Consider the following 19,435-nt stretch of genomic DNA (forward strand, 5'->3'; position numbering starts at 1 on the left):
CCGGGGACCGGGCGCGATCAGCGCCCGCCGCCGACCAGACTTCCCGGCACACCGCCTCCCACCCTACGTCACTCGGCCGGAGCGTCCTTCTTCGGCGCCGGGAAGAGCGCGTCGAGCAGCTGCCCGACCCAGGCGATGAGCTCGGCGTCGCCGAGCGGCTCGCCGCCCGCCTGCGGAAGGGGGACGACCATGGCCTCTCCCCCGCTCAGGATCTTCGCGCCCGGGTGCAGGCGCTGCAGCCGGACCTTCATCGAATCGGGCAGGTTCGCCGGCGCGATGCGCAGATTGCGCCCCATCGCGACGACATCGGCGAGACCGGCCTGAGCCGCGCGGCGGCGCAGGCGCGCGACGGCGATGAGGCCGTCGACCTCGGGCGGCGGCGCGCCGTAGCGGTCGACGAGCTCCTCCACCACGAGGTCGATGGCGTCGTCCTTCGCCGTCGCCGACGCGGCCGCCGACAGCTTCTGGTACGCCTCGAGCCGCAGCCGCTCGCTGTCGATGTAGCTCTCCGGCAGGCGCGCCTCGACGGGCAGCTCGAGTCGCAGCTCGGTCGGCCCCTCGGTCTCCTCTCCCCGGAACGTCGCGACGGCCTCGCCGATCATGCGCAGGTAGAGGTCGAAGCCGACGCCCGCGATGTGGCCGGCCTGCTCGGCGCCGAGGAGGTTGCCGGCGCCGCGCAGCTCGAGATCCTTCATGGCGACCTGGATGCCGCTGCCGAGATCGTTGTGCACCGCGATCGTCTCGAGGCGGTCGGCCGCGGTCTCGGAGAGCGGCTTGCCCTCGTCGTACACGAAGTACGCGTAGGCGCGCTCGCGGCCGCGGCCGACGCGACCGCGCAGCTGGTGCAGCTGCGCGAGCCCGTACTTGTCGGCGCGGTCGATGATGATCGTGTTCGCGTTCGCGATGTCGATGCCGGTCTCGATGATGGTCGTGCAGACGAGCACGTCGAACTTGCGCTCCCAGAAGTCGTCGACGACCTGCTCGAGCTGGTTCTCGCTCATCTTGCCGTGCGCGACCGCGATGCGGGCGTCGGGAACGAGCTCGGCGAGATGCGAGGCGACCTTCTGGATCGTCGTGACCCGGTTGTGCACGAAGAACACCTGCCCCTCGCGCAGCAGCTCGCGTCGGATGGCCGCGGCGATCTGCTTGTCGTTGTGCGGGCCGACGTACGACAGGATCGGGTGCCGATCCTCGGGCGGCGTCGCGAGCGTGGACATCTCCCGGATGCCGGTGACCGCCATCTCGAGCGTGCGCGGGATCGGGGTCGCGCTCATCGCGAGGATGTCGACGTTCGTCTTGAGCTTCTTGAGGGCGTCCTTGTGCTCGACGCCGAAGCGCTGCTCCTCGTCGACGATGAGCAGACCCAGGTCCTTGAAGCGCACCTGCTCGGTGAGGATGCGGTGCGTGCCGATCACCATGTCGATGGACCCGTCCGACAGGCCCTGGATGGTCTCGCGCGCCTCCTTGTCGGTCTGGAAGCGCGACAGCGCGCGCACCTTCACGGGGAAGCCCGCGAACCGGTCCTGGAAGGTCTCGAGGTGCTGCTTCACGAGCAGCGTGGTCGGGACGAGCATCGCGACCTGCTTGCCGTCCTGGATCGCCTTGAACGCGGCGCGCACGGCGACCTCGGTCTTGCCGAACCCGACGTCGCCCGAGAGCAGGCGGTCCATCGGGATCGGGCGCTCCATGTCGCGCTTGACCTCCTCGATCGTCTGCAGCTGATCGGGGGTCTCCGCGAAGGGGAAGGCCTCCTCGAGCTCGCGCTGCCACGGGGTGTCCGGCCCGAAGGCGTGGCCCTTCGCCGCCATCCGCGCCGAGTACAGCTTGACGAGCTCGACGGCGATGTCGCGGACCGCCTTGCGCGCGCGGCTCTTCGCCTGCGCCCAGTCGCTCCCGCCCATCTTCGACAGCGTCGGGGCCTCGCCGCCGACGTACTTCGAGAGCAGGTCGAGCTGGTCCGTCGGCACGTACAGCTTGTCGCCCGGGTACCCGCGCTTCGACGGCGCGTACTCGAGCACGAGGTAGTCGCGCGTCGTCTTCGTCGCGTTGCGGCCGCCGCTGGAGACCTCGCGCTGGGTCATCTCGACGAATCGGCCGATGCCGTGCGTCGCGTGCACGACGATCTCGCCCGGCTTCAGCTGAAGGGGGTCGACGACGTTCTTCCGCCGCGACGCGAGCTTCTTGACCGCGCGCGTGTCGCCGCCGATCGCCCTGCCGTAGAACTCGTTCTCGGTGAAGAGGGCGAGCTTCACGCCCTCGACCGTGAAGCCGCGCTCGATCGCGGCCTGCACGAGGGTCGCGACCCCCGGCTCCGGCGCCTCGACGAGGCTGTCGACGATGCGCGCCGCGAGCCCGCGCTCCGACAGCACGTCGCGTGCCCGCTCCACGAGGCCGATGCCCGACGCCGCGACGACCACCGACCAGCCGTCGTGCAGGAGCTGCCCGATGTGCGCGGTGGCGCCCTCGACGTTGCCCTGGAACGTCGGCGTCGCGGAGGCGCGCACGCGGATCGCGTCTCGCGCGTCGGGCACGGCGTCGAGGTCGTCGTGCTCGGCGAGCTCGGCCGCGATCTCGGCCGCTCCCGAGTCGAAGGGGCTCAGGGTCCACCACACGCCGCCGACCGCTCGCACATCGTCGCGCAGCTGGGCGAGGGTGAGGAAGTCGCCCGCGTCGAGGTTGATGGGCGCGCTCGCTCCGCTCGTCGCGGCGCTCCACGCCGCCTCGAGGAACTCGCGGTTCGTCTCGCCGAGGGTGATCGACCGCGACACCGCGCGCTCGGGATCGACGAGTGCGACGGCCGCGCCACGGGGCAGGTAGGTCGGAAGCGACACGAGCGGCCCCGCGAGGACCGGCATGAGCGACTCCATGCCCTCGACCGGGATGCCCTCGCCCATCCGCTCGAGCATCTGGGCGATGCCGGGGTACTCGTGCTGCAGCTCGCGCGCGCGCTGGCGGATGTCGGGCGTCAGCAGGAGCTCGCGGCTCGGCACGAGCGAGACGGCCTCGACATCGCCGGGGAGCGAGCGCTGGTCGGCGACGGAGAAGGCGCGGATCTGGTCGACCTCGTCGCCGAAGAACTCGATGCGATACGGGTGATCGGCGACCGGCGGGAAGACGTCGAGGATGCCGCCGCGGACGGCGAACTCGCCGCGTCGCGACACCATGTCGACCCGGTGGTACGCGAGCTCGACGAGGCGCTCGACGACGCTCTCGAGCTCATGGCCGCGCCCTCCCGCGCGCAGCTCGATCGGGTGCACGTCGCCGAGGCCGCTCGCGATCGGCTGGATGGCGGCGCGGATCGACGCCGTCACGATGAGCGGCGAGGTCGGCCCGGCATGCGCGGCGGCGATGCGGCGGAGGGTCTCGAGCCGTCGGCCCACGGTCTCGGGGCTCGGGCTCAGCCGCTCGTGCGGCAGCGTCTCCCATGCGGGGAAGTCGAGCACCTCGGCCTCGGGCATCACCGACGACAGCGCGGCGCCGAGCGCCTCCGCCCGCCGCCCGGTGGGCGCGACGACGAGCAGGACGGGGGCGTGCCCGCTCGCACGGCGGCGCTCGAGGAGGCCGGCGAGCATCGGGGCGTCCAGTCCGTCGACGAGCGAGAGATCCGCATCGACGGCCGACGCGGCGAGCGCGTCGCGGAAGGACCCGTCCTGTTCCAGAGCACTGACGATTCCCTGAACAGTCACCGCAGAAGTCTAGTCGCGCCCTCCGACACGGGCACGACGGACATCCGCGCCCCGCCTTCCTAGGATGGGCGCATGAGCGCCGACCCGCAGCCGCCGTACCCGCCCGCTCCCGGCGACCACTCGCCGATCTCCCCCGGCGGCGTCACGCCCGGCCAGCAGCCCTCGGGCGCCTATCTCTATCCGCCGACCGCGCCGTACCAGCAGCCGGGGGATCCGCGCTTCGCCGCCATGGTCGAGGCGCCCGCGCCCGCGCCATCCGCCGCCCTCGGCCGCGTCGCGCTCCTCCTCGCGCTCGTGGCCCTCGTCGGCGGAACGCTCGTGATCGGCGTCTGCTGCTTCCTCGTCGGGGTGCAGGCCGGGCGCACGGACTTCGCGGCGGCGACCGAGTTCGACTGGTCGCTGCTCACGCCGGTGCGCGACGCCGTCCTCACCGGCGAGATCACCGCGTGGGTCGCCACGGCGCTCGGCGTGTGGGCGCTGATCCAGGGCATCGTCGCGATCGCACGACGGCGCGGCAGGGGCGCGGGGATCGCCGCCGTCGTCATCGCCGCGGTCGCGCCCGTGATCGTCGCCACCTCCGCCGCGATCGGCTTCTCGATCGGGCTCGCCGCCGGCCTGGACCAGGCCGGATTCTGACCTCGCGCCCCGCCGATCAGGCCCGCGGGGCGTGGAAGCGCTGCTGCGCGGCCACGAGGCCGTCCTCCGCGAGCCGCTCGACGGCGTCGGCCGCGTCGGACACGAGGATCGGGAGCGTCTTGCGCTCGGTCGCGCCGAACGGGTCGAGCACCCAGTCCGCGGGGTCCTGACGGCCGGGTGGACGCCCGATGCCGACCCGCACGCGGGCGAAGTCCGGGGTGCCGAGCGCCTTCGCGACATCGCGGACGCCGTTGTGCCCGCCGTGCCCGCCGCCGGACTTGAGCTTGATGGTGTCGAACGGGATGTCCAGCTCGTCGTGCACGACCACGACGCGATCGGCCGCGAGCCCGTAGAACCGGGCGAGGCCCGCCGCGGGGCCGCCCGAGACGTTCATGAAGGTGTTCGGCTTGGCGAGCACGAGCTTCGCCGCGCCCGGTCGCAGCCACGTCTCGGCCACACGCGCGTTGGCCTTGTGCTGCCGGAACGTCGCGCTGCGGCGCGCGGCGAGCTCGTCGACGACCATCTGGCCGACGTTGTGCCGCGTCTGCTCATACCGCGGGCCGGGATTGCCGAGCCCGATGACCAGCCATGTCTCGGCCATCCTCATTCCCTCCTGGAGACGACGCGAGGGGGTGCGACCAGGTCGCACCCCCTCGCGTGGAAGATCCGCGTCACTCCGCGGCGGGTGCCTCTTCGCCCTCGGCGGCAGCCTCGTCCTCAACCGTCGCGCGCGGCGTGAGGATCGAGAGGATCTGGAGCTCCGGCTCGTCCGCGAGGACGGCGCCCTGCGGGAGCGCGATGTCGCCGGCCGTGATGACCGTGCCGTCCTCGAGGCCCTCGACCGAGACCTCGACGTGCTCGGGGATGTGCGTCGCCTCGACCTCGAGCTTGAGGGTCGCCGTCTCGAGGTTCACGATCGTGCCGGAGAACGACTCGCCGACGGTGGTGACGGGCACCTCGACGGCGACCTTCTCGCCCTTCTTCACGACGAGGAGGTCGATGTGCTCGATGACCTGGCGCACCGGGTCGCGCTGCACGTCCTTGACGAGTGCGAGCTCGGCGCGGCCCTCGACGTCGAGCTCGAGCAGCGCGTTCGCGTGACGGACGATGAGCGCCGTCTCGTGACCGGGCAGCGCGACGTGCACGGGCTCGGTGCCGTGGCCGTAGATGACGGCGGGGATCTTGCCGGCGGCGCGGAGGCGGCGGGCGAAGCCCTTGCCGAACTCGGTGCGGACCTCTGCCGCGAGCTTGTTCTGGTCAGCCATGTGTCTGCTCCTCGTGGGACACGCGGCCGAGCGGAGCCGCATGAAGTTCTGTCGGAAGTCCTCGGCTCGAACGCTGCGCGTGAGGAGGGCATGGGCCCGCATCACCGCGTCGATCACGGATGCCCGTCTCGCGCACGCGCGGAGGCACCCCTCGCCGAGGTCGTCGTCCATGCTACCCGACGCCGGCGGTCGGGAGAACCGCGGATTCCCAGCCTCAGCCCGCGACGAACCCGCTCACCCAACGGTCCATGCGCGCGTACGCCTCCTCGCGCGCGTCGCGCCGCGAGAGGAACACGTCGTGGAGCGCCCCCTCGATGCGCTCCACGGTGACGCTGCGGCCGAGCCGGAGCGACGCGCGCGCGATGTCGTCGACGACGAGGACCGAGTCGACGCGCGTGAGCTCGTCGGACCACCGCGTGGGCGGAGCGCTGCGCGCGGAGAGCAGGACGCAGACCGGCGCGGCGATCCCGAGGCCGGCCGCGACCCGCGCGTGCCCGGCCAGCACAGCGCTCAGCCATCCGGCATGGACCGTCATCGTCTGCTCGGGGCGCCACAGCGGGTTCACCTCGACCGGGTCGTCGGGATCGGCCGCCTCGCGCTGGGCGCGGGAGTAGTAGCCCAGGTCGACCTGCGGCGCCGCGTCCATGGGGCGCCAGCGCGCCTGCATCTGCACGACGGGGGCGATCGCGGTGCGCACGCCGCTCAGCTGGAACTCGAGCCACGGGCTGTTGAGGATGAGCGCGCTCGCGACGTCGGGATGGCGCGCGGCCCAGAGGCTGAGCGTGAGGCCTCCCGTGGAATGGCCGAGCAGGACGAGGCGCCGCCCCACCGCGGGCTGCATCGCCGCAAGCGCCGCCGCGATGTCCTCGTCGTAGACGTCGAGGTCGGTCGTGTACCCGGGCGTCTGACCGGGCCGGAGGCTCCTGCCGTACTTCCGGAGATCGAGCGCGAAGAAGCGCGCGCCTTTATCGGCCCAGAAGCGCGCGAGCCGGCGCTGGAAGAAGTAGTCCGACCATCCGTGCACGTAGAGGACGTCGACGTCCTCGAGCGGACGCGCGCGCTCGAGGAACCGGCGCCGGCGCGGGAGGTGCCGCACGAGGGTGGCCACGACGTCGCCTTCGCCGTCGGCAGCGAGCGGCAGCTCGAGCTGCTCGAACCCCTCCCCCAGGATGTCCGGGGCCCACGCGCGCGCCGCCATGGGCCGAGCCTATCGAGGAGGGCCCGACGACGCCCGCGACTACGATGGAGGCGGCGCATCGCGCCGTCCTCGACCGTCCGCGCGCGCCCTGGAAAGGGCCGCGCATCTGCAGAAGGAGTCCCCATGATCGACGGCGCAGCCATCTCGCACGTGATCGCCTGGGTCATCGGCGGCATGTCCGTGACCTTCGTCGTGCTCGTCGCGGGCGCGATGTTCGCTCTCGGCCGGAGCTCGTACCGCAAGTGACGCCCTCCGCGCACTCACAACGTCACGGAGAGGCGCGTGAGGCGCGGGAGCACTACCCTGCATTACGTACGATCATTTCCCGTCCTCAAGGAGACGCGCGTGACTGACGCTTCATCGACCCCTGCCCTTGCGAACATCGGGGTCGTGGGCCTCGCCGTGATGGGCTCGAACCTGGCCCGCAACCTCGCGAGCCGCGAGGGCAACACGGTGGCCGTGTACAACCGCAGCCGCTCGAAGACCGACGAGCTCGTCGCCGAGCACCCCGAGGCCGGCTTCATCCCGGCGTTCTCCTACGAGGAGTTCGCGGCCTCGCTGTCGAAGCCGCGCACGGCGATCATCATGGTCAAGGCCGGTCGTCCCACCGACGCCGTGATCGACTCCCTCGTCGAGGTGTTCGAGCCCGGCGACATCATCGTCGACGGCGGCAACGCGTACTTCCCTGACACGATCCGCCGTGAGAAGGCCGTCCGCGAGACCGGCATCAACTTCGTCGGCGCGGGCATCTCGGGCGGCGAGGAGGGCGCGCTCACGGGCCCCTCGATCATGCCCGGCGGCTCGGACGAGTCGTGGGTCACGCTCGGCCCCATCCTCAAGTCGATCGCGGCGGTCGCCGAGGGCGAGCCCTGCGTCACGCACGTCGGACACGACGGCGCCGGCCACTTCGTGAAGATGGTGCACAACGGCATCGAGTACGCCGACATGCAGCTCATCGCCGAGGCGTACGACCTCATCCGCCGCGGCACGGGCAAGACGCCGGCCGAGATCGCCGACGTCTTCGCCGAGTGGAACAAGGGCGAGCTCGAGTCGTACCTCATCGAGATCACCGCCGAGGTGCTCCGCCAGGTCGACGCCGAGACGGGCAAGCCCCTCGTCGACGTGATCCTCGACCAGGCGGGCGCGAAGGGCACCGGCGCCTGGACCGTGCAGACGGCTCTCGCGCTCGGCGTGCCCGTGTCGGGCATCGCCGAGGCGACGTTCGCCCGCTCGCTGTCGTCGCACCCCGAGCAGCGCGCCGTGGCGGCGTCGCTCCCTGGCCCCGACGAGGAGTTCCGCGTCGACGACGTCGACGGCTTCATCGAGGACGTCCGCCAGGCCCTGTTCGCGTCGAAGATCATCGCCTACTCGCAGGGCTTCGACGAGATCCGCGCGGGCGCAGCGGAGTACAACTGGACGATCGACCTCGGCGCCGTGTCGAAGATCTGGCGCGCCGGCTGCATCATCCGCGCCCAGTTCCTCAACCGCATCGCCGACGCGTACGCCGAGCAGCCCGACCTCCCGGTGCTCGCGACCGCCCCGTACTTCGCCGAGGCGCTCACGCGCGGCCAGGCGGCGTGGCGCCGGGTCGTCGTCGCCGCGACGCAGGCGGGCATCCCCTCGCCGGCGTTCTCGTCGTCGCTCGCGTACTACGACGGCATCCGCGCCGAGCGCCTGCCCGCCGCCCTCGTGCAGGGGCAGCGCGACTTCTTCGGCGCGCACACCTACAAGCGCATCGACAAGGAGGGCACGTTCCACACGCAGTGGAGCGGCGACCGCACCGAGATCGAGGCCGAGGACACCCACTAAGACTCAGCGAGCGCAGCGAGCCGACCCCCGCCCGGGGGTCGGCTCGCTGCGTCTCCGGCGTCGGTCAGGCCGGCGGGGCCTCGGCGGGCTTCGCGGGCAGGCGCACCTCGAACGTCGTGTCTCCCGGCGCGCTGTGCACGGAGATCTCGCCGTGGTGCGCCTCGACGATCGCCTTGGCGATCGAGAGCCCGAGGCCCGTCCCGCCGGTCTTGCGCGCCCGCGACCGATCGCCGCGCGCGAACCGCGTGAACAGCTCGCCCTGGAGCTCCTCGTCGATGCCCGGCCCGTCGTCGTGCACGGTGAGCACGGCGCGCGTCCCGCTCCCCTCGCCCTCGAGGCGCACCGCGAGCTCGACGTGCGTCCCCTCCGGCGTGTGCGTGCGGGCGTTCGCGAGGAGGTTCACCACGACCTGGGTGAGGCGGCCCCGGTCGCCCGCGATGACGACGGGCTCCTCGGGCACCTCGACCGACCAGTCGTGATCGGGTCCCGCCGCCTGCTGATCGGCGAGCGCCTCGACCGCGAGCTGGGTCAGGTCGACGGCGCCGAGCACGATCTCGTGCCCCTCGTCGAGACGCGCGAGGAGGAGCAGGTCCTCGACGAGCGAGGTCATCCGGATCGACTGCGCCTGGATGCGCTCGAGCGCCTGCTCCGACGTCTCGCTGAGCGACGGATCGCGCAGCGACAGCTCGGAGTAGCCCCGGATCGACGCGAGCGGCGTGCGCAGCTCGTGGCTCGCGTCGGCGACGAATCGGCGCATGAGCTCCTCGTTTCGCTGCCGTGCGTGCAGCGACGACTCGACATGGTCGAGCAGCGTGTTGAGGGCGGCGCCGACCTGCCCGATCTCCGTGCGCGGGTCGGCCTGCTCGGCCGGAACGCGCTCGTCGATCGACACGGATCCCTGATCGAGCGGCTGCTGCGCCACGCGGGTCGCGGTCTCGGCGACTGCGCGGAGGGGGCGCAGCCCCGCGCGGATGACGAGGGTCGTCGCGATGCCGAGCAGGATCATCCCGCCGATCGTCGCGAAGAGGATGGTCGTCCAGAGCCGGCCGATCGTGCCCTGGACCTCGGCGGTGGGGAGGCCGATGACGAGCGACTGGCCGGTCTGCCGGATCACGGCCGTGCGGACGCGGTACGTGCCGAGATCGGACACCGCGACCGTCTCCGTGTGCGCCTCGCCGGTCATCGCCGTGACGACGTCGTCCACCTGCTCGGCGGTGAGCGCCGTGACACTCCCCTCGCCCACGACCGCGCCCGTGATGCCGCCGTCGGTCTCGGCGACGAGGAGGAGTCCGCGCTCGACCGGCGGGCCGACGAGAGCCTCCGCGGCGGTCTTCCCCGACGCGAGCGCCTCGGCGACCTGGTGGTCGAGCTCCTGCGTGGCCGAGGCCACGCGCTCGCTCAGCTGCTGGTCGAGGACGCTGCTCATGATCGCGCTCGTGAGGGTCGTGATGATCACGAGGATGACCGACACGATCGACACGATCGTGATCATGAGGCGCGCTTCGAACGTCAGCTGCCGGCGCGGCGGCGCGGCCAGCTCGTCGCGCGGCGCATCGGTCACTGCGGTGCCTTGATCATGTAGCCGGCCCCGCGCACCGTGTGGATGAGCGCCTCGCGTCCGGCGTCGATCTTCTTGCGGAGGTACGAGATGTAGAGCTCGACGACGCTCGACTTGCCGCCGAAGTCGTAGTGCCAGACCCGATCGAGGATCTGCGCCTTCGAGAGCACGCGCCGCTGGTTGCGCATGAGATAGCGCAGCAGCTCGAACTCGGTGGCCGTGAGCTCGATCGGCGTCCCCGCGCGCTCGACCTCGTGGCTGTCCTCGTTGAGGGTGAGGTCCGCGACGCGCAGGATGGGCTCGACCTCGGCCGCGAGGGCCGTGCCGGAGCGGCGCATGAGGGCGCGCAGACGCGCGACGACCTCCTCGAGGCTGAACGGCTTCGTCACGTAGTCGTCGCCGCCAGCCGTCAGTCCCGCGACCCGGTCGCTCACGGCGTCCTTCGCCGTGAGGAAGAGCACGGGCACGTCGTTGCCGTTCTGTCGCAGCCGCTGGAGGACGCCCATCCCGTCGAGATCGGGCATCATGACGTCGAGGATGAGCGCGTCGGGATCGAACTCGCGCACCGCCTGGAGCGCCTCGAAGCCGCTGCCCGCTGCGCGCACCTCCCAGCCCTCCATGCGCAGCGCCATCGACAGCAGGTCGGTGAGCATCTGCTCGTCGTCGACGACGAGGACGCGCACGGGGCTGCCGTCGGGACGGGTGAGGGCGGGCGACGGAGTGCGAGCGGGCGTTGTCATGCGACCCATTGTGCTCCGCTTCCTATGGGTCTGCTATGGCACGCGCTATGCGCGGGCTGTGAGTGCGCGCGGCGCCGCATAGCCCGTTCATACGCCGCTCATGCCCCCTCCATCGCCGCGCTCCCTACGGTCGCAGCTGGCCGCTCGCGGGGAGCGGCGAAGGGAGATCCATGTTCGGAACGTACCTGCGACGAGAGCTCGCGGGCCGGAAGCGGCAGACGATGATCGTCGCCTCCGGACTCGCGGTGGCGATCGCGCTCGTGATCATCGTGAATGCGCTGTCGGCCGGCGTCCGCGACGCCCAGAACGCGGCCCTCGAGTCGGTCTACGGCATCGGCACCGACCTCACGGTCAGCGGGGCGGCGGCCGAGCCCGGCGAGGGCCGCGGCCAGCGCTTCGAGTTCGGAGAGGATGACGGCGAGACCGCCGAGGACGGGAGCACGCAGGTGAGCCAGTCGCGCCTCGCCGTCGAGATGGGCCGGAGCACACTCGCGTCGTCCGCGGTCGAGACGGCGGCCGGCACCGACGGCGTCTCCGCCGTGTCGGGCGCGCTCGCGCTCACCAACATCACCTTCGACGGCGAGCTGCCGAGCGCGCCGGAGGACGCCGGGGACGCCACGCAGGCCGCGCCCGCGGAGGGAGAGGCGCCTCCGGGCGGCGGAGGCGGGGGCTTCGGCGGCGGCGCCTTCGACCTCGAGTCGATCAGCGTCCTGGGTGTCGATGACGCCGCGACGACGGTGGGCCCGCTCTCGTCGGTCGAGGTGTCCGACGGGCGGGCGCTGGAGGCATCCGATACGGGTGCCGCCGTCGCCGTCGTCGACGCGACCTACGCCTCGACCAACGAGCTCACGGTCGGAGACGCCGTCGAGCTGGGCGGCGAGGAGTTCGAGATCGTCGGGATCGCGGCGTCCGCGACCGGCTCCGCCGACACCGCGGCCGACGTCTTCATCCCGCTCGACATCGCGCAGGAGCTCTCGGGCGCGGGCGACGTCGTCTCGACCGTCTACGTGCAGGCCGCGTCCGCCGGCGACATCGCCGCCGTGCAGAACGCCCTCGAGGAGGAGCTGCCCGAGGCGACCGTGAGCTCGCAGTCCGACCTCGCGTCGACGGTCTCGGGGTCGCTGTCGAGCGCCTCGAGCCTCATCGCGAGCCTCGGCACATGGCTCTCCGTCATCGTGCTCGCGGTCGCCGTGCTGCTCGCGGTGCTGTTCACGCTCTCGGGCGTCTCGCGCCGCACGCGCGAGTTCGGCACGCTCAAGGCGATCGGATGGACGAACGCGCGCGTCGTGCGCCAGGTCGCCGGCGAATCGGTCGTGCAGGGGCTCATCGGCGGCGCGGCCGGCGTGGCGCTCGGCGTGATCGGGGCCGTGATCATCGACCTCGTGCGGCCGACGATCTCGACGTCCTCCGCTGCGACGGCCGCCGGCCCCGGTGCGGGAGGCGGCATGGGCGGTCCGTTCGGCGCGATGGCCGAGACCGCGAGCGACATCGCGCTGACGGCACCGCTCGACGCCGTCGTCATCATCGCCGCCGTGGCCCTCGCGGTCGCCGGCGGCCTCGTGGCCGGGGCGATCGGCGGATGGCGCGCCGCGCGCCTGAGCCCCGCCGAAGCGCTGCGCTCGGTCGGCTGAGCGCGGACGGAACAGAGGAGAACATCATGACCACGCTGTATGCGCTCGAGGGCGTCCAGAAGACCTACCGGGCGAAGGGGCGCGAGATCCGCGCGCTCGCCCACGTCGATCTCACGATCGAGCAGGGCGACTTCGTCACGATCCAGGGGCCGACCGGCGGCGGCAAGTCCACGCTGCTCCAGCTGCTGGGAGCGCTCGACACGCCGACGAAGGGCTCGATCTCGATCGCCGGATCCGAGCTCGGCCGGACGTCAGCCGGGGAGCTCAGTGCGCTCCGCGCGGGCGAGATCGGCTTCGTCTTCCAGGGGTTCAACCTCATCCCCACCCTGACGGCGAGGGAGAACGTCGCCATGGGTCTCGAGCCGCTGCGCCTGTCGAGGGACGAGCGCGACGCGCGCGTCGCCGAGGCCCTCGCGCAGGTCGGGCTGGCCGAGCGCGCCGACCATCGTCCCGCTGAGCTGTCGGGCGGCCAGCAGCAGCGCGTCGCGATCGCGCGTGCGATCGCGAAGCGGCCCCGGGTGCTGCTCGCCGACGAGCCGACCGGGAACCTCGACGAGCGCACGCGCGACGAGATCATGGACCTGCTCGAGCGCCTGAACGCCGATGGCCTGACCCTCGTCCTCGTCACGCACGATTCGGCCGTCGCGCGCCGCGCCCGGCGTCGGCTCCGCCTCGACCACGGCACCGTGCACGACATCACCCGGCGGTGAGCCGGGCCGAGCGGCGGCGCGCCCTCTCGTCGGGCGCGCCGCCGCTCGGCGTCAGTAGCCGGCGAAGGCGTCGGTCGTGAGCGACCGCGCCCTGCCGAGCGCGGGCGCGAGATCGGCGATCAGGGCCGGCGGGCCGGAGACGTACGCGTGACGGGCCGCGATGTCCGGGACGGCAGCGGCCAGGCCATCCGCCGTCAGCCGCTCCCCTCCTGCCCACGCCCAGTGCGCGGGCAGGCCCGCGGGCTCATCCGGGGTGAACACGACCGTCCGGACGCCGGTCTGCTCGAGCTCGCGTCGATACGCGAGCTCGTCGGCGCGGGACGCCACGAGCACGAGCACGGCATCGCGCCGCGCGGCCGAGAGCTGCAGGTGCCGCAGCTGCGACACGAAGGGCGTCACGCCGATGCCGGCGGCGACCATCAGCACCGGCGCATCCGCCGACCGCGGCAGCACGAAGTCGCCCCACACTCCCGTCACCGCGAGCACGTCGCCCTCGCGCGCCTCCGCGAGGGCGCGCTTGTAGCTGGAGAGCGCTCCCCCGCGGCTCTCGCGGAAGGCGATGCGGATGGTCGGGAGCTCCTCAGGCGCAGAGGAGATCGAGAACTCGCGGCGCGTCCCGCGCGCATCGGGCCGACGGTGCGGCACGTCGAGCTCGAGGTACTGGCCCGGCACGAAGGCCAGGCGTCGCTGGGCGGCGAGCGTCAGCTCCTGAACCGTCGGCGTCAGGGCGACGCGCCGGACGAGGGTGAGACGGACGGCGCCGCGCGCCGCGAAGGCGAAGGCGATGAGGTTGCCGATGAGGAGAGCGCGCTCCTGGCCGAGGGTGATGATCCCCAGCGGAATCGGCCAGCCGGCGAGCACGCCGACCACGACCGCGACGAGGTACTGCTGGCGTCGGCGCGGCGGGAGCGTGAGCGGCTCGGACAGCATGAACGCGCCGAGGAAGAGGAAGGGCGACTGCACGACCAGGCCCTGCAGCAGGGTCTCGAGCGGAAGCGAGAGACCGGCGGCGAGGAGCTGCACGATCGTGCGGGCAGCGCCGACGGCCATCGCCACGACGAGGAAGAGGCCGACGACGCGGAGCTTCTCGGTGCGCCAGAGCACGAGGACGGCGAGGACGAGGAGCGGGGCGAAGAGCGCGGGGGTACCCACCCACCACGCGGAGGTCGTGAGCGTCGAGAGCGTCGCGACTGTCGCCCCGACCGCCGCGGGATTCAGGAGGTGGCGCCCGCGCCAGACGATCAGGTACTTCGAGAGCGACGCGGCCGCCGCGGCGATCGCCGCGCCCGCCAGGCCTGCGGCGTCGAGACCGGGGCGCACGACGAAGAGCAGGATGCCCGCGGTGATGAGCGTCGACTCGGGCCGCCAGACGAGCCCGAGGATGCGGTGCGCGGCGCCGTCGACGATGGCGCCGACGCCGACGAGGACGGCGGCGGTCGCCAGGAGGGCTCCCGGCGAGGGCAGCACCAGGCCGAACACGGACAGGGCGAGCGCGATGGCCGCGAGCACCGCGAGGGCGACGAGGACGAGCCGGTACATCGAGAACCGCCCGAGCGCGCGCATCCCCCGCTGGTAGACCGAGGTGAGTCGTCCGATCATGTGAACAGCTCCGCTTCTCCCCGCTCCCCGCGGGAGCCCCAGGACCACTCGGCGCGGCCATCCGACAGCACGCGCACCCAGTGCACGCCGTGCGCGTGCGCGTACTCGGGCCCGCCGTCGAAGAACAGCGCGGTCGCGGCGGCGTCGGCGACCATCGCCGTGGGGGCGATCGCCCACGTGGCGACGACCGTGCGCACCGGAAGACCCGTCCGCGCATCGAGAACGTGGTGGAGCCCGTCGCCCCACGTGCGGCGGTTGGCCGCCGACGCGCACAGGGCCTCGTCCTCGACGGTCACGATGCCGATCGCGCGCCGCGGGTCGTAGGGGTGCTCGAGGGCGACGCGACGGCGGCCGCGGACCCGCAGGTCGCCGCTCGCGTCGACGACCCCCTCACCCGGAACGCGGTCGGCGACGAGATCGACGAGGCGCCCCTTGCCGAGCGCCCCCACGTCGACGACGCCAGGGCCGCGCAGGCGGAGCTCGCCGTCGTCCCACGTCAGCCGCGCACGCCAGTCCGCCGGAGCCGGCAGGGGCTCCCCCGCACGCAGGCTGTACGACGCGTCGTACCCCAGCTGCTCGAGCGAGCCGCCGACGAGCGGGTTCACCGCGCCGTCCGTCGCCGCGGAGAGCTCCGCGCACGCGTCGAGCATCGCCCCGGCGTCGGGCGGCGCCGGAGCAGCGCCGCCCGCGGGGGCGAGCCGGGAGACGAGGGAGTCGGGGCGGAAGCGCGACCAGGCCGCATCGAACGCCTCGACCTCCGCGGTCACCGCGTCGCGCACGTGCGCGTCGAGCGGCTGCGCCGACTCGATCTCCCAGCTCGTGCCGATGGCGTCGAAGCGCCACGCGGCCGATGCGGACACGTCAGACCGCCGCGTCCTGCTTGATCTGCTCGATCGCCGCGTTGAAGCCGCCGCTCGTGAGCGACGACCCGGCCACGCGGTCCACGGCGAGGTCATCGAGGGCGACCCCCACGACCTCGTCGGCGATGCCGCCGATGAACTGGGACTGGTACTGCCGGCTCTCGGCCGCCTGCGGGTCGCCGGTCACCTCGACCGCCGTCACAACGTCGTCCTCGATCGTCACGGTCACGCTGACCGTCTCGACCGTCTCCGGTGTCTGGTAGCTGCCCTCGGCCGTGTAGGTGCCGTCGGCGTACGCCACCGTGCCCGAGTCGGTCGCCTGGCCGCTCGACGCGTCGGTCGTCGCGGTCTCGTCGTCCGCGGTGGCTCCCACGGTGACGGCGCCGCAGCCCGCGAGCGCCACGACGCCCGCGACTCCTGCGAGTGCGGCGCCGGTGCGAATGGATCGGTTCATGTCGGTCCCCTGTTCATCGGTGCCGCGGTGCGGCCGTGTGAGGCAACCCTAACCAGGCACGATGCGGGAACCGCTTCGCGGACCTTATGAGTCTGCTGTGACGGTCGCTCAGGCGGCGCCGTCGAACATGCTCGTGACCGATCCGTCGTCGAACACCTCGCGGATGGCACGCGCGAGCAGCGGCGCCGCGGAGAGCACCGTGAGCTTCTCGAAGCGGCGCTCCGGCGGGATCGGCACGGTGTCGGTGACCACGACGCGGTCGACGGATGCATCCTGCAGCCGCTCGACGGCGGGGTCGCTGAAGATCGCGTGGGTCGCGCCGACGATGACCTTCTTCGCGCCGTTGGCCTTGAGCGCCTGGGCGGCCTTCACGATCGTTCCGGCCGTGTCGATCATGTCGTCGACGAGGAGGCACGTGCGGCCCGACACCTCGCCGACGATCTCGTGCACGGAGACCTGGTTGGCGACCTTCGGGTCACGGCGCTTGTGGATGATCGCGAGCGGCGCCGAGAGGCTGTCCGACCACGTGTCGGCGACGCGGACGCGGCCCATGTCGGGCGAGACGACCGTGAGCGTCTCGCGCTCCTCCTCCGTGAGGGTGTCCTCGAAGTGGCGCAGCAGCACCGGCTTCGCGAAGAGGTGGTCGACGGGACCGTCGAAGAAGCCCTGGATCTGGGAGGCGTGCAGGTCGACGCTCATGATGCGGTCGGCGCCGGCCGTCGCGATCAGGTCGGTGACGAGGCGCGCCGAGATCGGCTCGCGGCCGCGCCCCTTCTTGTCCTGGCGCGAGTACGGGTAGTACGGCACGACCACGGTGACGCGCTTCGCCGACGCGCGCTTGAGGGCGTCGAGCATGATGAGCATCTCCATGAGCTCCTCATTGACGCTCTGGCTGAACGACTGGATGAGGAAGACGTCGCTGCCGCGCATCGAGACCTCGAAGCGCGTGTAGATCTCACCGGACGCGAAGGTGCGGTGCTCGGTCGGCGCGATGCCGATGCCGAGCTGCTCGCCGACGGCCTGGGCGAGCTCGGGATGCGAGCGCCCCGCGACCACCACCAGCCGCTTCTTCGTCTTGGTGACGACTCCCGGGGCGATGCCCCGTTCGAGGTCGAGGTCAATGGTCTTCTTCGTGCGCGCCATCGGCTGCTTTCTCCGCCGCTCGGGCACGAGCCGCGGCCTCTGCCGCTGCGGTGCCCGCCCTGTTCGTCTCGACCCACCCGGCGATGTTCCGCTGGGGTGCCACGCTGAGAGCGAGAGCGCCCGCCGGCACATCCTTGCGGATGACCGCGCCCGCTCCCGTCTTCGCGCCGTCTCCCAGTGTAACGGGGGCGACGAAGACGTTGTGCGAGCCGGTGTGCACCTCGTCGCCGATCACCGTGCGGTGCTTGGCGATGTCGTCGTAGTTCGCGGTGATCGCGCCCGCGCCGAGGTTGACGCCGCGGCCGATCGTCGTGTCGCCGACGTACGAGAGGTGCGGCACCTTGCTGCCCTCGCCGATCGTCGAGTTCTTCACCTCGACGAACGTGCCGACCTTCGCGTCCGCCGCGAGCTCCGCGCCGGGGCGCAGGAACGCGAACGGACCGACGGTCGCCCCCGCGCCGATCACGGCGAGCGTCGCGTCGGTGCGCCGGACGGTCGCGCCCTCGCCGACCTCGCAGTCGAGGAGGGAGGTGTCGGGGCCGATCGTCGCCCCCTCGCCCACGCTCGTCGCGCCCAGGATGAAGGTGCCGGGCAGCACGGTCACGTCAGGGGCGAGCGATGCGGTGTCGTCGATCCACGTGGACGCGGGGTCGAGGATGGTCGCGCCCTCGACCTGCCAGCGGCGCACGATGCGCGCATTGAGGATGGCCGCGGCCTCCGCGAGCTGCACGCGGTCGTTCACGCCGAGCGCGATGCGCGCGTCGGGTGCCGTCTGGGCGGCGACGCGTGCGCCCTCCTCGCGGAGCAGGCGGACGACGTCGGTGAGGTACATCTCCCCCTGCGCGTTCGCCGTGCCGATCCGCGCGAGCTGCGCGCGCAGCGCCGGCGCGCGGAAGACGTAGACGCCCGCGTTGATCTCGGCGATGGCGAGCTCGTCGTCGCTCGCGTCCTTCTGCTCGACGATGCGGGCGACCGCGCCGTCGGCGTCGCGGACGACGCGCCCATAGCCCGACGGATCGTCGAGCGACGCGGTCAGGAGGGTCGCCTCGGCGCCCGAGGTGCGGTGCGTCTCGATGAGCGACGCGAGGGTCTCCGCATCGAGCAGCGGCACGTCGCCGCTCAGCACGAGGACATCGCCGCCGAACGAGTCCGGGAGGTTCTCGACCGCGACCTGGACCGCACGCCCCGTTCCCGGGATGTCGTCCTGGTCGACCGGCTCCACGCCGGGGAAGTCGGCGATCGCCTCGACCACCCGGTCGCGCTCGTGGCGCACGACGACGCGCGTCACGACCGCGTCGAGCTGCTGCGCCGTGTGCAGGACGTGCCCGACGAGCGGGCGGCCGCCGATCCGGTGCAGCACCTTCGGGAGCTTCGATCTCATGCGCGTCCCCTGCCCCGCGGCCAGGATGACGATCGCCAGTTCGCTCTGTGTCACGTGGTTCTCCGTCACGTCGCTCTCCGTCACGCTCCGCCACCAGGATTCGAACCTGGTCCTCACAGCTCCAAAGGCTGTCGTGCTGCCGTTACACCATGGCGGACCACGGCCCCTGGCCGCCCCACAAGTCTGCCACGTGGCGTCGTCGGGCTCGGGTCGTCGGCCGGCGTCTGACCGATGGCGCGCGTGCGTGATACTGGACGGATGGCCACGGATACCGACGAAGTCGACCGCATCGTGGGCGCCTGGGCGACGCAGCGCCCCGATCTCGACTTCTCGCCGATGGAGGTGCTCTCGCGTGTCGACCGTCTCTCGCGGCATCTCGACCGCGCGCGCCGCGAGGCGTTCAGCCGCACGGAGATCGAGCCGTGGGAGTGGGATGTCCTCTCGGCCCTGCGCCGGGCCGGAGCCCCGTACCAGCTGAGCCCCAAGCAGCTGCTGCAGCAGACGCTCGTGTCGAGCGGCACCATGACGAACCGGATCGACCGCCTCGTGACGCGCGGGTTCGTCCGCCGGGAGTCCGACCCCGGCGACGGACGCAGCGTGCTCGTCACGCTCACGGACGACGGCCGCACGCGCGTCGACGCCGCCATCACACGACTCATGGACGCCGAGGCCGAGCTGCTCGGCCGCCTGTCGGCGGCCGAGCGGACGCGGCTGGCCGCGCTCCTGCGCCGCCTCAGCCTCAGCTTCGACGGCGGGGTCTGACCG

17 protein-coding genes and 1 tRNA gene are annotated in these 19,435 nt (G+C 72.3%); 6 read left to right on the forward strand and 12 right to left on the reverse strand.

Going from position 1 to position 19,435, the window contains the following annotated elements; genetic code table 11:
* Window positions 1–68 precede the first annotated feature (68 nt).
* Entirely contained in the window at window positions 69–3,686 is a 3,618-nt protein-coding gene (gene mfd / locus M1D46_RS13060) for a transcription-repair coupling factor (protein WP_456285747.1), read from the reverse strand.
* A gap of 72 nt (window positions 3,687–3,758) precedes the next feature.
* Between mfd and M1D46_RS13065 the strand changes: the two genes are divergently transcribed.
* Window positions 3,759–4,322, forward strand: a complete 564-nt coding sequence (locus M1D46_RS13065) for a hypothetical protein (RefSeq protein ID WP_324014398.1) — start codon at window positions 3,759–3,761, stop codon at window positions 4,320–4,322.
* 16 nt (window positions 4,323–4,338) lie between these two features.
* On the opposite strand, the gene pth is transcribed toward M1D46_RS13065, so the two are convergent.
* From pth to M1D46_RS13080, 3 genes are all read right to left on the reverse strand, one after another.
* The gene (gene pth, locus M1D46_RS13070) at window positions 4,339–4,923 is read right to left on the reverse strand and encodes an aminoacyl-tRNA hydrolase (protein ID WP_271173802.1); all 585 of its coding nucleotides are present in this window, start codon (window positions 4,921–4,923) and stop codon (window positions 4,339–4,341) included.
* 70 nt (window positions 4,924–4,993) lie between these two features.
* On the reverse strand, window positions 4,994–5,587 hold the full coding sequence (locus M1D46_RS13075) for a 50S ribosomal protein L25/general stress protein Ctc (protein WP_271173803.1): 594 nt from the start codon (window positions 5,585–5,587) through the stop codon (window positions 4,994–4,996).
* A 214-nt stretch (window positions 5,588–5,801) separates the two neighbouring features.
* Window positions 5,802–6,785 carry an alpha/beta hydrolase gene (locus M1D46_RS13080; protein WP_456285748.1) on the reverse strand — a complete coding sequence of 328 codons (984 nt, stop codon included), beginning with the start codon at window positions 6,783–6,785 and terminating at the stop codon, window positions 5,802–5,804.
* Between the two features lie 123 nt (window positions 6,786–6,908).
* On the opposite strand from M1D46_RS13080, the gene M1D46_RS13085 reads away from it, so the two are divergent.
* On the forward strand, window positions 6,909–7,031 hold the full coding sequence (locus M1D46_RS13085) for a hypothetical protein (RefSeq protein WP_271173805.1): 123 nt from the start codon (window positions 6,909–6,911) through the stop codon (window positions 7,029–7,031).
* 159 nt (window positions 7,032–7,190) lie between these two features.
* Window positions 7,191–8,594, forward strand: coding sequence for an NADP-dependent phosphogluconate dehydrogenase (gndA, locus tag M1D46_RS13090; protein ID WP_456287172.1), 1,404 nt, complete (start codon window positions 7,191–7,193; stop codon window positions 8,592–8,594).
* A 64-nt stretch (window positions 8,595–8,658) separates the two neighbouring features.
* On the opposite strand, the gene M1D46_RS13095 is transcribed toward gndA, so the two are convergent.
* Together M1D46_RS13095 and M1D46_RS13100 are read right to left on the reverse strand one after the other, a co-directional pair.
* A complete protein-coding gene (locus M1D46_RS13095) occupies window positions 8,659–10,155 on the reverse strand; it encodes a sensor histidine kinase (RefSeq protein WP_456285749.1) in 1,497 nt (498 codons plus the stop codon).
* Window positions 10,152–10,892 (reverse strand): response regulator transcription factor, encoded by a 741-nt coding sequence (locus M1D46_RS13100; RefSeq protein WP_271173807.1) that lies wholly within the window; start codon window positions 10,890–10,892, stop codon window positions 10,152–10,154. Before M1D46_RS13100 ends, M1D46_RS13095 begins: the two co-directional genes overlap by 4 nt.
* 170 nt (window positions 10,893–11,062) lie before the next feature.
* Between M1D46_RS13100 and M1D46_RS13105 the strand changes: the two genes are divergently transcribed.
* Window positions 11,063–12,523 carry an ABC transporter permease gene (locus M1D46_RS13105; RefSeq protein WP_456285750.1) on the forward strand — a complete coding sequence of 487 codons (1,461 nt, stop codon included), beginning with the start codon at window positions 11,063–11,065 and terminating at the stop codon, window positions 12,521–12,523.
* Between the two features lie 26 nt (window positions 12,524–12,549).
* Window positions 12,550–13,233, forward strand: a complete 684-nt coding sequence (locus M1D46_RS13110; RefSeq protein ID WP_456285751.1) for an ABC transporter ATP-binding protein — start codon at window positions 12,550–12,552, stop codon at window positions 13,231–13,233.
* A gap of 51 nt (window positions 13,234–13,284) precedes the next feature.
* Here M1D46_RS13110 and M1D46_RS13115 read toward each other — a convergent pair whose 3' ends face one another.
* From M1D46_RS13115 to M1D46_RS13140, 6 genes are all read right to left on the reverse strand, one after another.
* Window positions 13,285–14,832: an FAD-dependent oxidoreductase gene (locus M1D46_RS13115; protein ID WP_456285752.1), complete on the reverse strand. Its 1,548-nt coding sequence runs from the start codon at window positions 14,830–14,832 to the stop codon at window positions 13,285–13,287.
* Window positions 14,829–15,692, reverse strand: coding sequence for an FAD:protein FMN transferase (locus M1D46_RS13120; RefSeq protein WP_456285753.1), 864 nt, complete (start codon window positions 15,690–15,692; stop codon window positions 14,829–14,831). The genes M1D46_RS13115 and M1D46_RS13120 overlap by 4 nt, the downstream gene beginning before the upstream one ends.
* A 1-nt stretch (window position 15,693) precedes the next feature.
* Window positions 15,694–16,146: a hypothetical protein gene (locus M1D46_RS13125; RefSeq protein ID WP_455969579.1), complete on the reverse strand. Its 453-nt coding sequence runs from the start codon at window positions 16,144–16,146 to the stop codon at window positions 15,694–15,696.
* Between the two features lie 108 nt (window positions 16,147–16,254).
* A complete protein-coding gene (locus M1D46_RS13130; RefSeq protein ID WP_271173813.1) occupies window positions 16,255–17,289 on the reverse strand; it encodes a ribose-phosphate diphosphokinase in 1,035 nt (344 codons plus the stop codon).
* On the reverse strand, window positions 17,264–18,724 hold the full coding sequence (gene glmU / locus M1D46_RS13135; RefSeq protein WP_456285754.1) for a bifunctional UDP-N-acetylglucosamine diphosphorylase/glucosamine-1-phosphate N-acetyltransferase GlmU: 1,461 nt from the start codon (window positions 18,722–18,724) through the stop codon (window positions 17,264–17,266). Before glmU ends, M1D46_RS13130 begins: the two co-directional genes overlap by 26 nt.
* A 31-nt stretch (window positions 18,725–18,755) precedes the next feature.
* A tRNA-Gln gene (locus M1D46_RS13140) sits at window positions 18,756–18,827 on the reverse strand.
* Window positions 18,828–18,928: 101 nt separating this feature from the next.
* Between M1D46_RS13140 and M1D46_RS13145 the strand changes: the two genes are divergently transcribed.
* Window positions 18,929–19,432 carry a MarR family winged helix-turn-helix transcriptional regulator gene (locus M1D46_RS13145; RefSeq protein WP_271173815.1) on the forward strand — a complete coding sequence of 168 codons (504 nt, stop codon included), beginning with the start codon at window positions 18,929–18,931 and terminating at the stop codon, window positions 19,430–19,432.
* Window positions 19,433–19,435: the final 3 nt, after the last annotated feature.

Source organism: Microbacterium sp. JZ70, assembly GCF_053903225.1.

Coding starts and splice junctions, on each gene's coding strand:
- M1D46_RS13105 (WP_456285750.1), top strand. CDS start 11,063: ATGTTCGGAACGTACCTGCGACGAGAGCTCGCGGGCCGGAAGCGGCAG.
- M1D46_RS13100 (WP_271173807.1), bottom strand. CDS start 10,892: ATGACAACGCCCGCTCGCACTCCGTCGCCCGCCCTCACCCGTCCCGAC.
- M1D46_RS13075 (WP_271173803.1), bottom strand. CDS start 5,587: ATGGCTGACCAGAACAAGCTCGCGGCAGAGGTCCGCACCGAGTTCGGC.
- gndA (WP_456287172.1), top strand. CDS start 7,191: ATGGGCTCGAACCTGGCCCGCAACCTCGCGAGCCGCGAGGGCAACACG.
- M1D46_RS13130 (WP_271173813.1), bottom strand. CDS start 17,289: ATGGCGCGCACGAAGAAGACCATTGACCTCGACCTCGAACGGGGCATC.
- M1D46_RS13145 (WP_271173815.1), top strand. CDS start 18,929: ATGGCCACGGATACCGACGAAGTCGACCGCATCGTGGGCGCCTGGGCG.
- M1D46_RS13110 (WP_456285751.1), top strand. CDS start 12,550: ATGACCACGCTGTATGCGCTCGAGGGCGTCCAGAAGACCTACCGGGCG.
- M1D46_RS13125 (WP_455969579.1), bottom strand. CDS start 16,146: ATGAACCGATCCATTCGCACCGGCGCCGCACTCGCAGGAGTCGCGGGC.
- pth (WP_271173802.1), bottom strand. CDS start 4,923: ATGGCCGAGACATGGCTGGTCATCGGGCTCGGCAATCCCGGCCCGCGG.
- M1D46_RS13115 (WP_456285752.1), bottom strand. CDS start 14,832: ATGATCGGACGACTCACCTCGGTCTACCAGCGGGGGATGCGCGCGCTC.
- M1D46_RS13085 (WP_271173805.1), top strand. CDS start 6,909: ATGATCGACGGCGCAGCCATCTCGCACGTGATCGCCTGGGTCATCGGC.
- M1D46_RS13065 (WP_324014398.1), top strand. CDS start 3,759: ATGAGCGCCGACCCGCAGCCGCCGTACCCGCCCGCTCCCGGCGACCAC.
- M1D46_RS13080 (WP_456285748.1), bottom strand. CDS start 6,785: ATGGCGGCGCGCGCGTGGGCCCCGGACATCCTGGGGGAGGGGTTCGAG.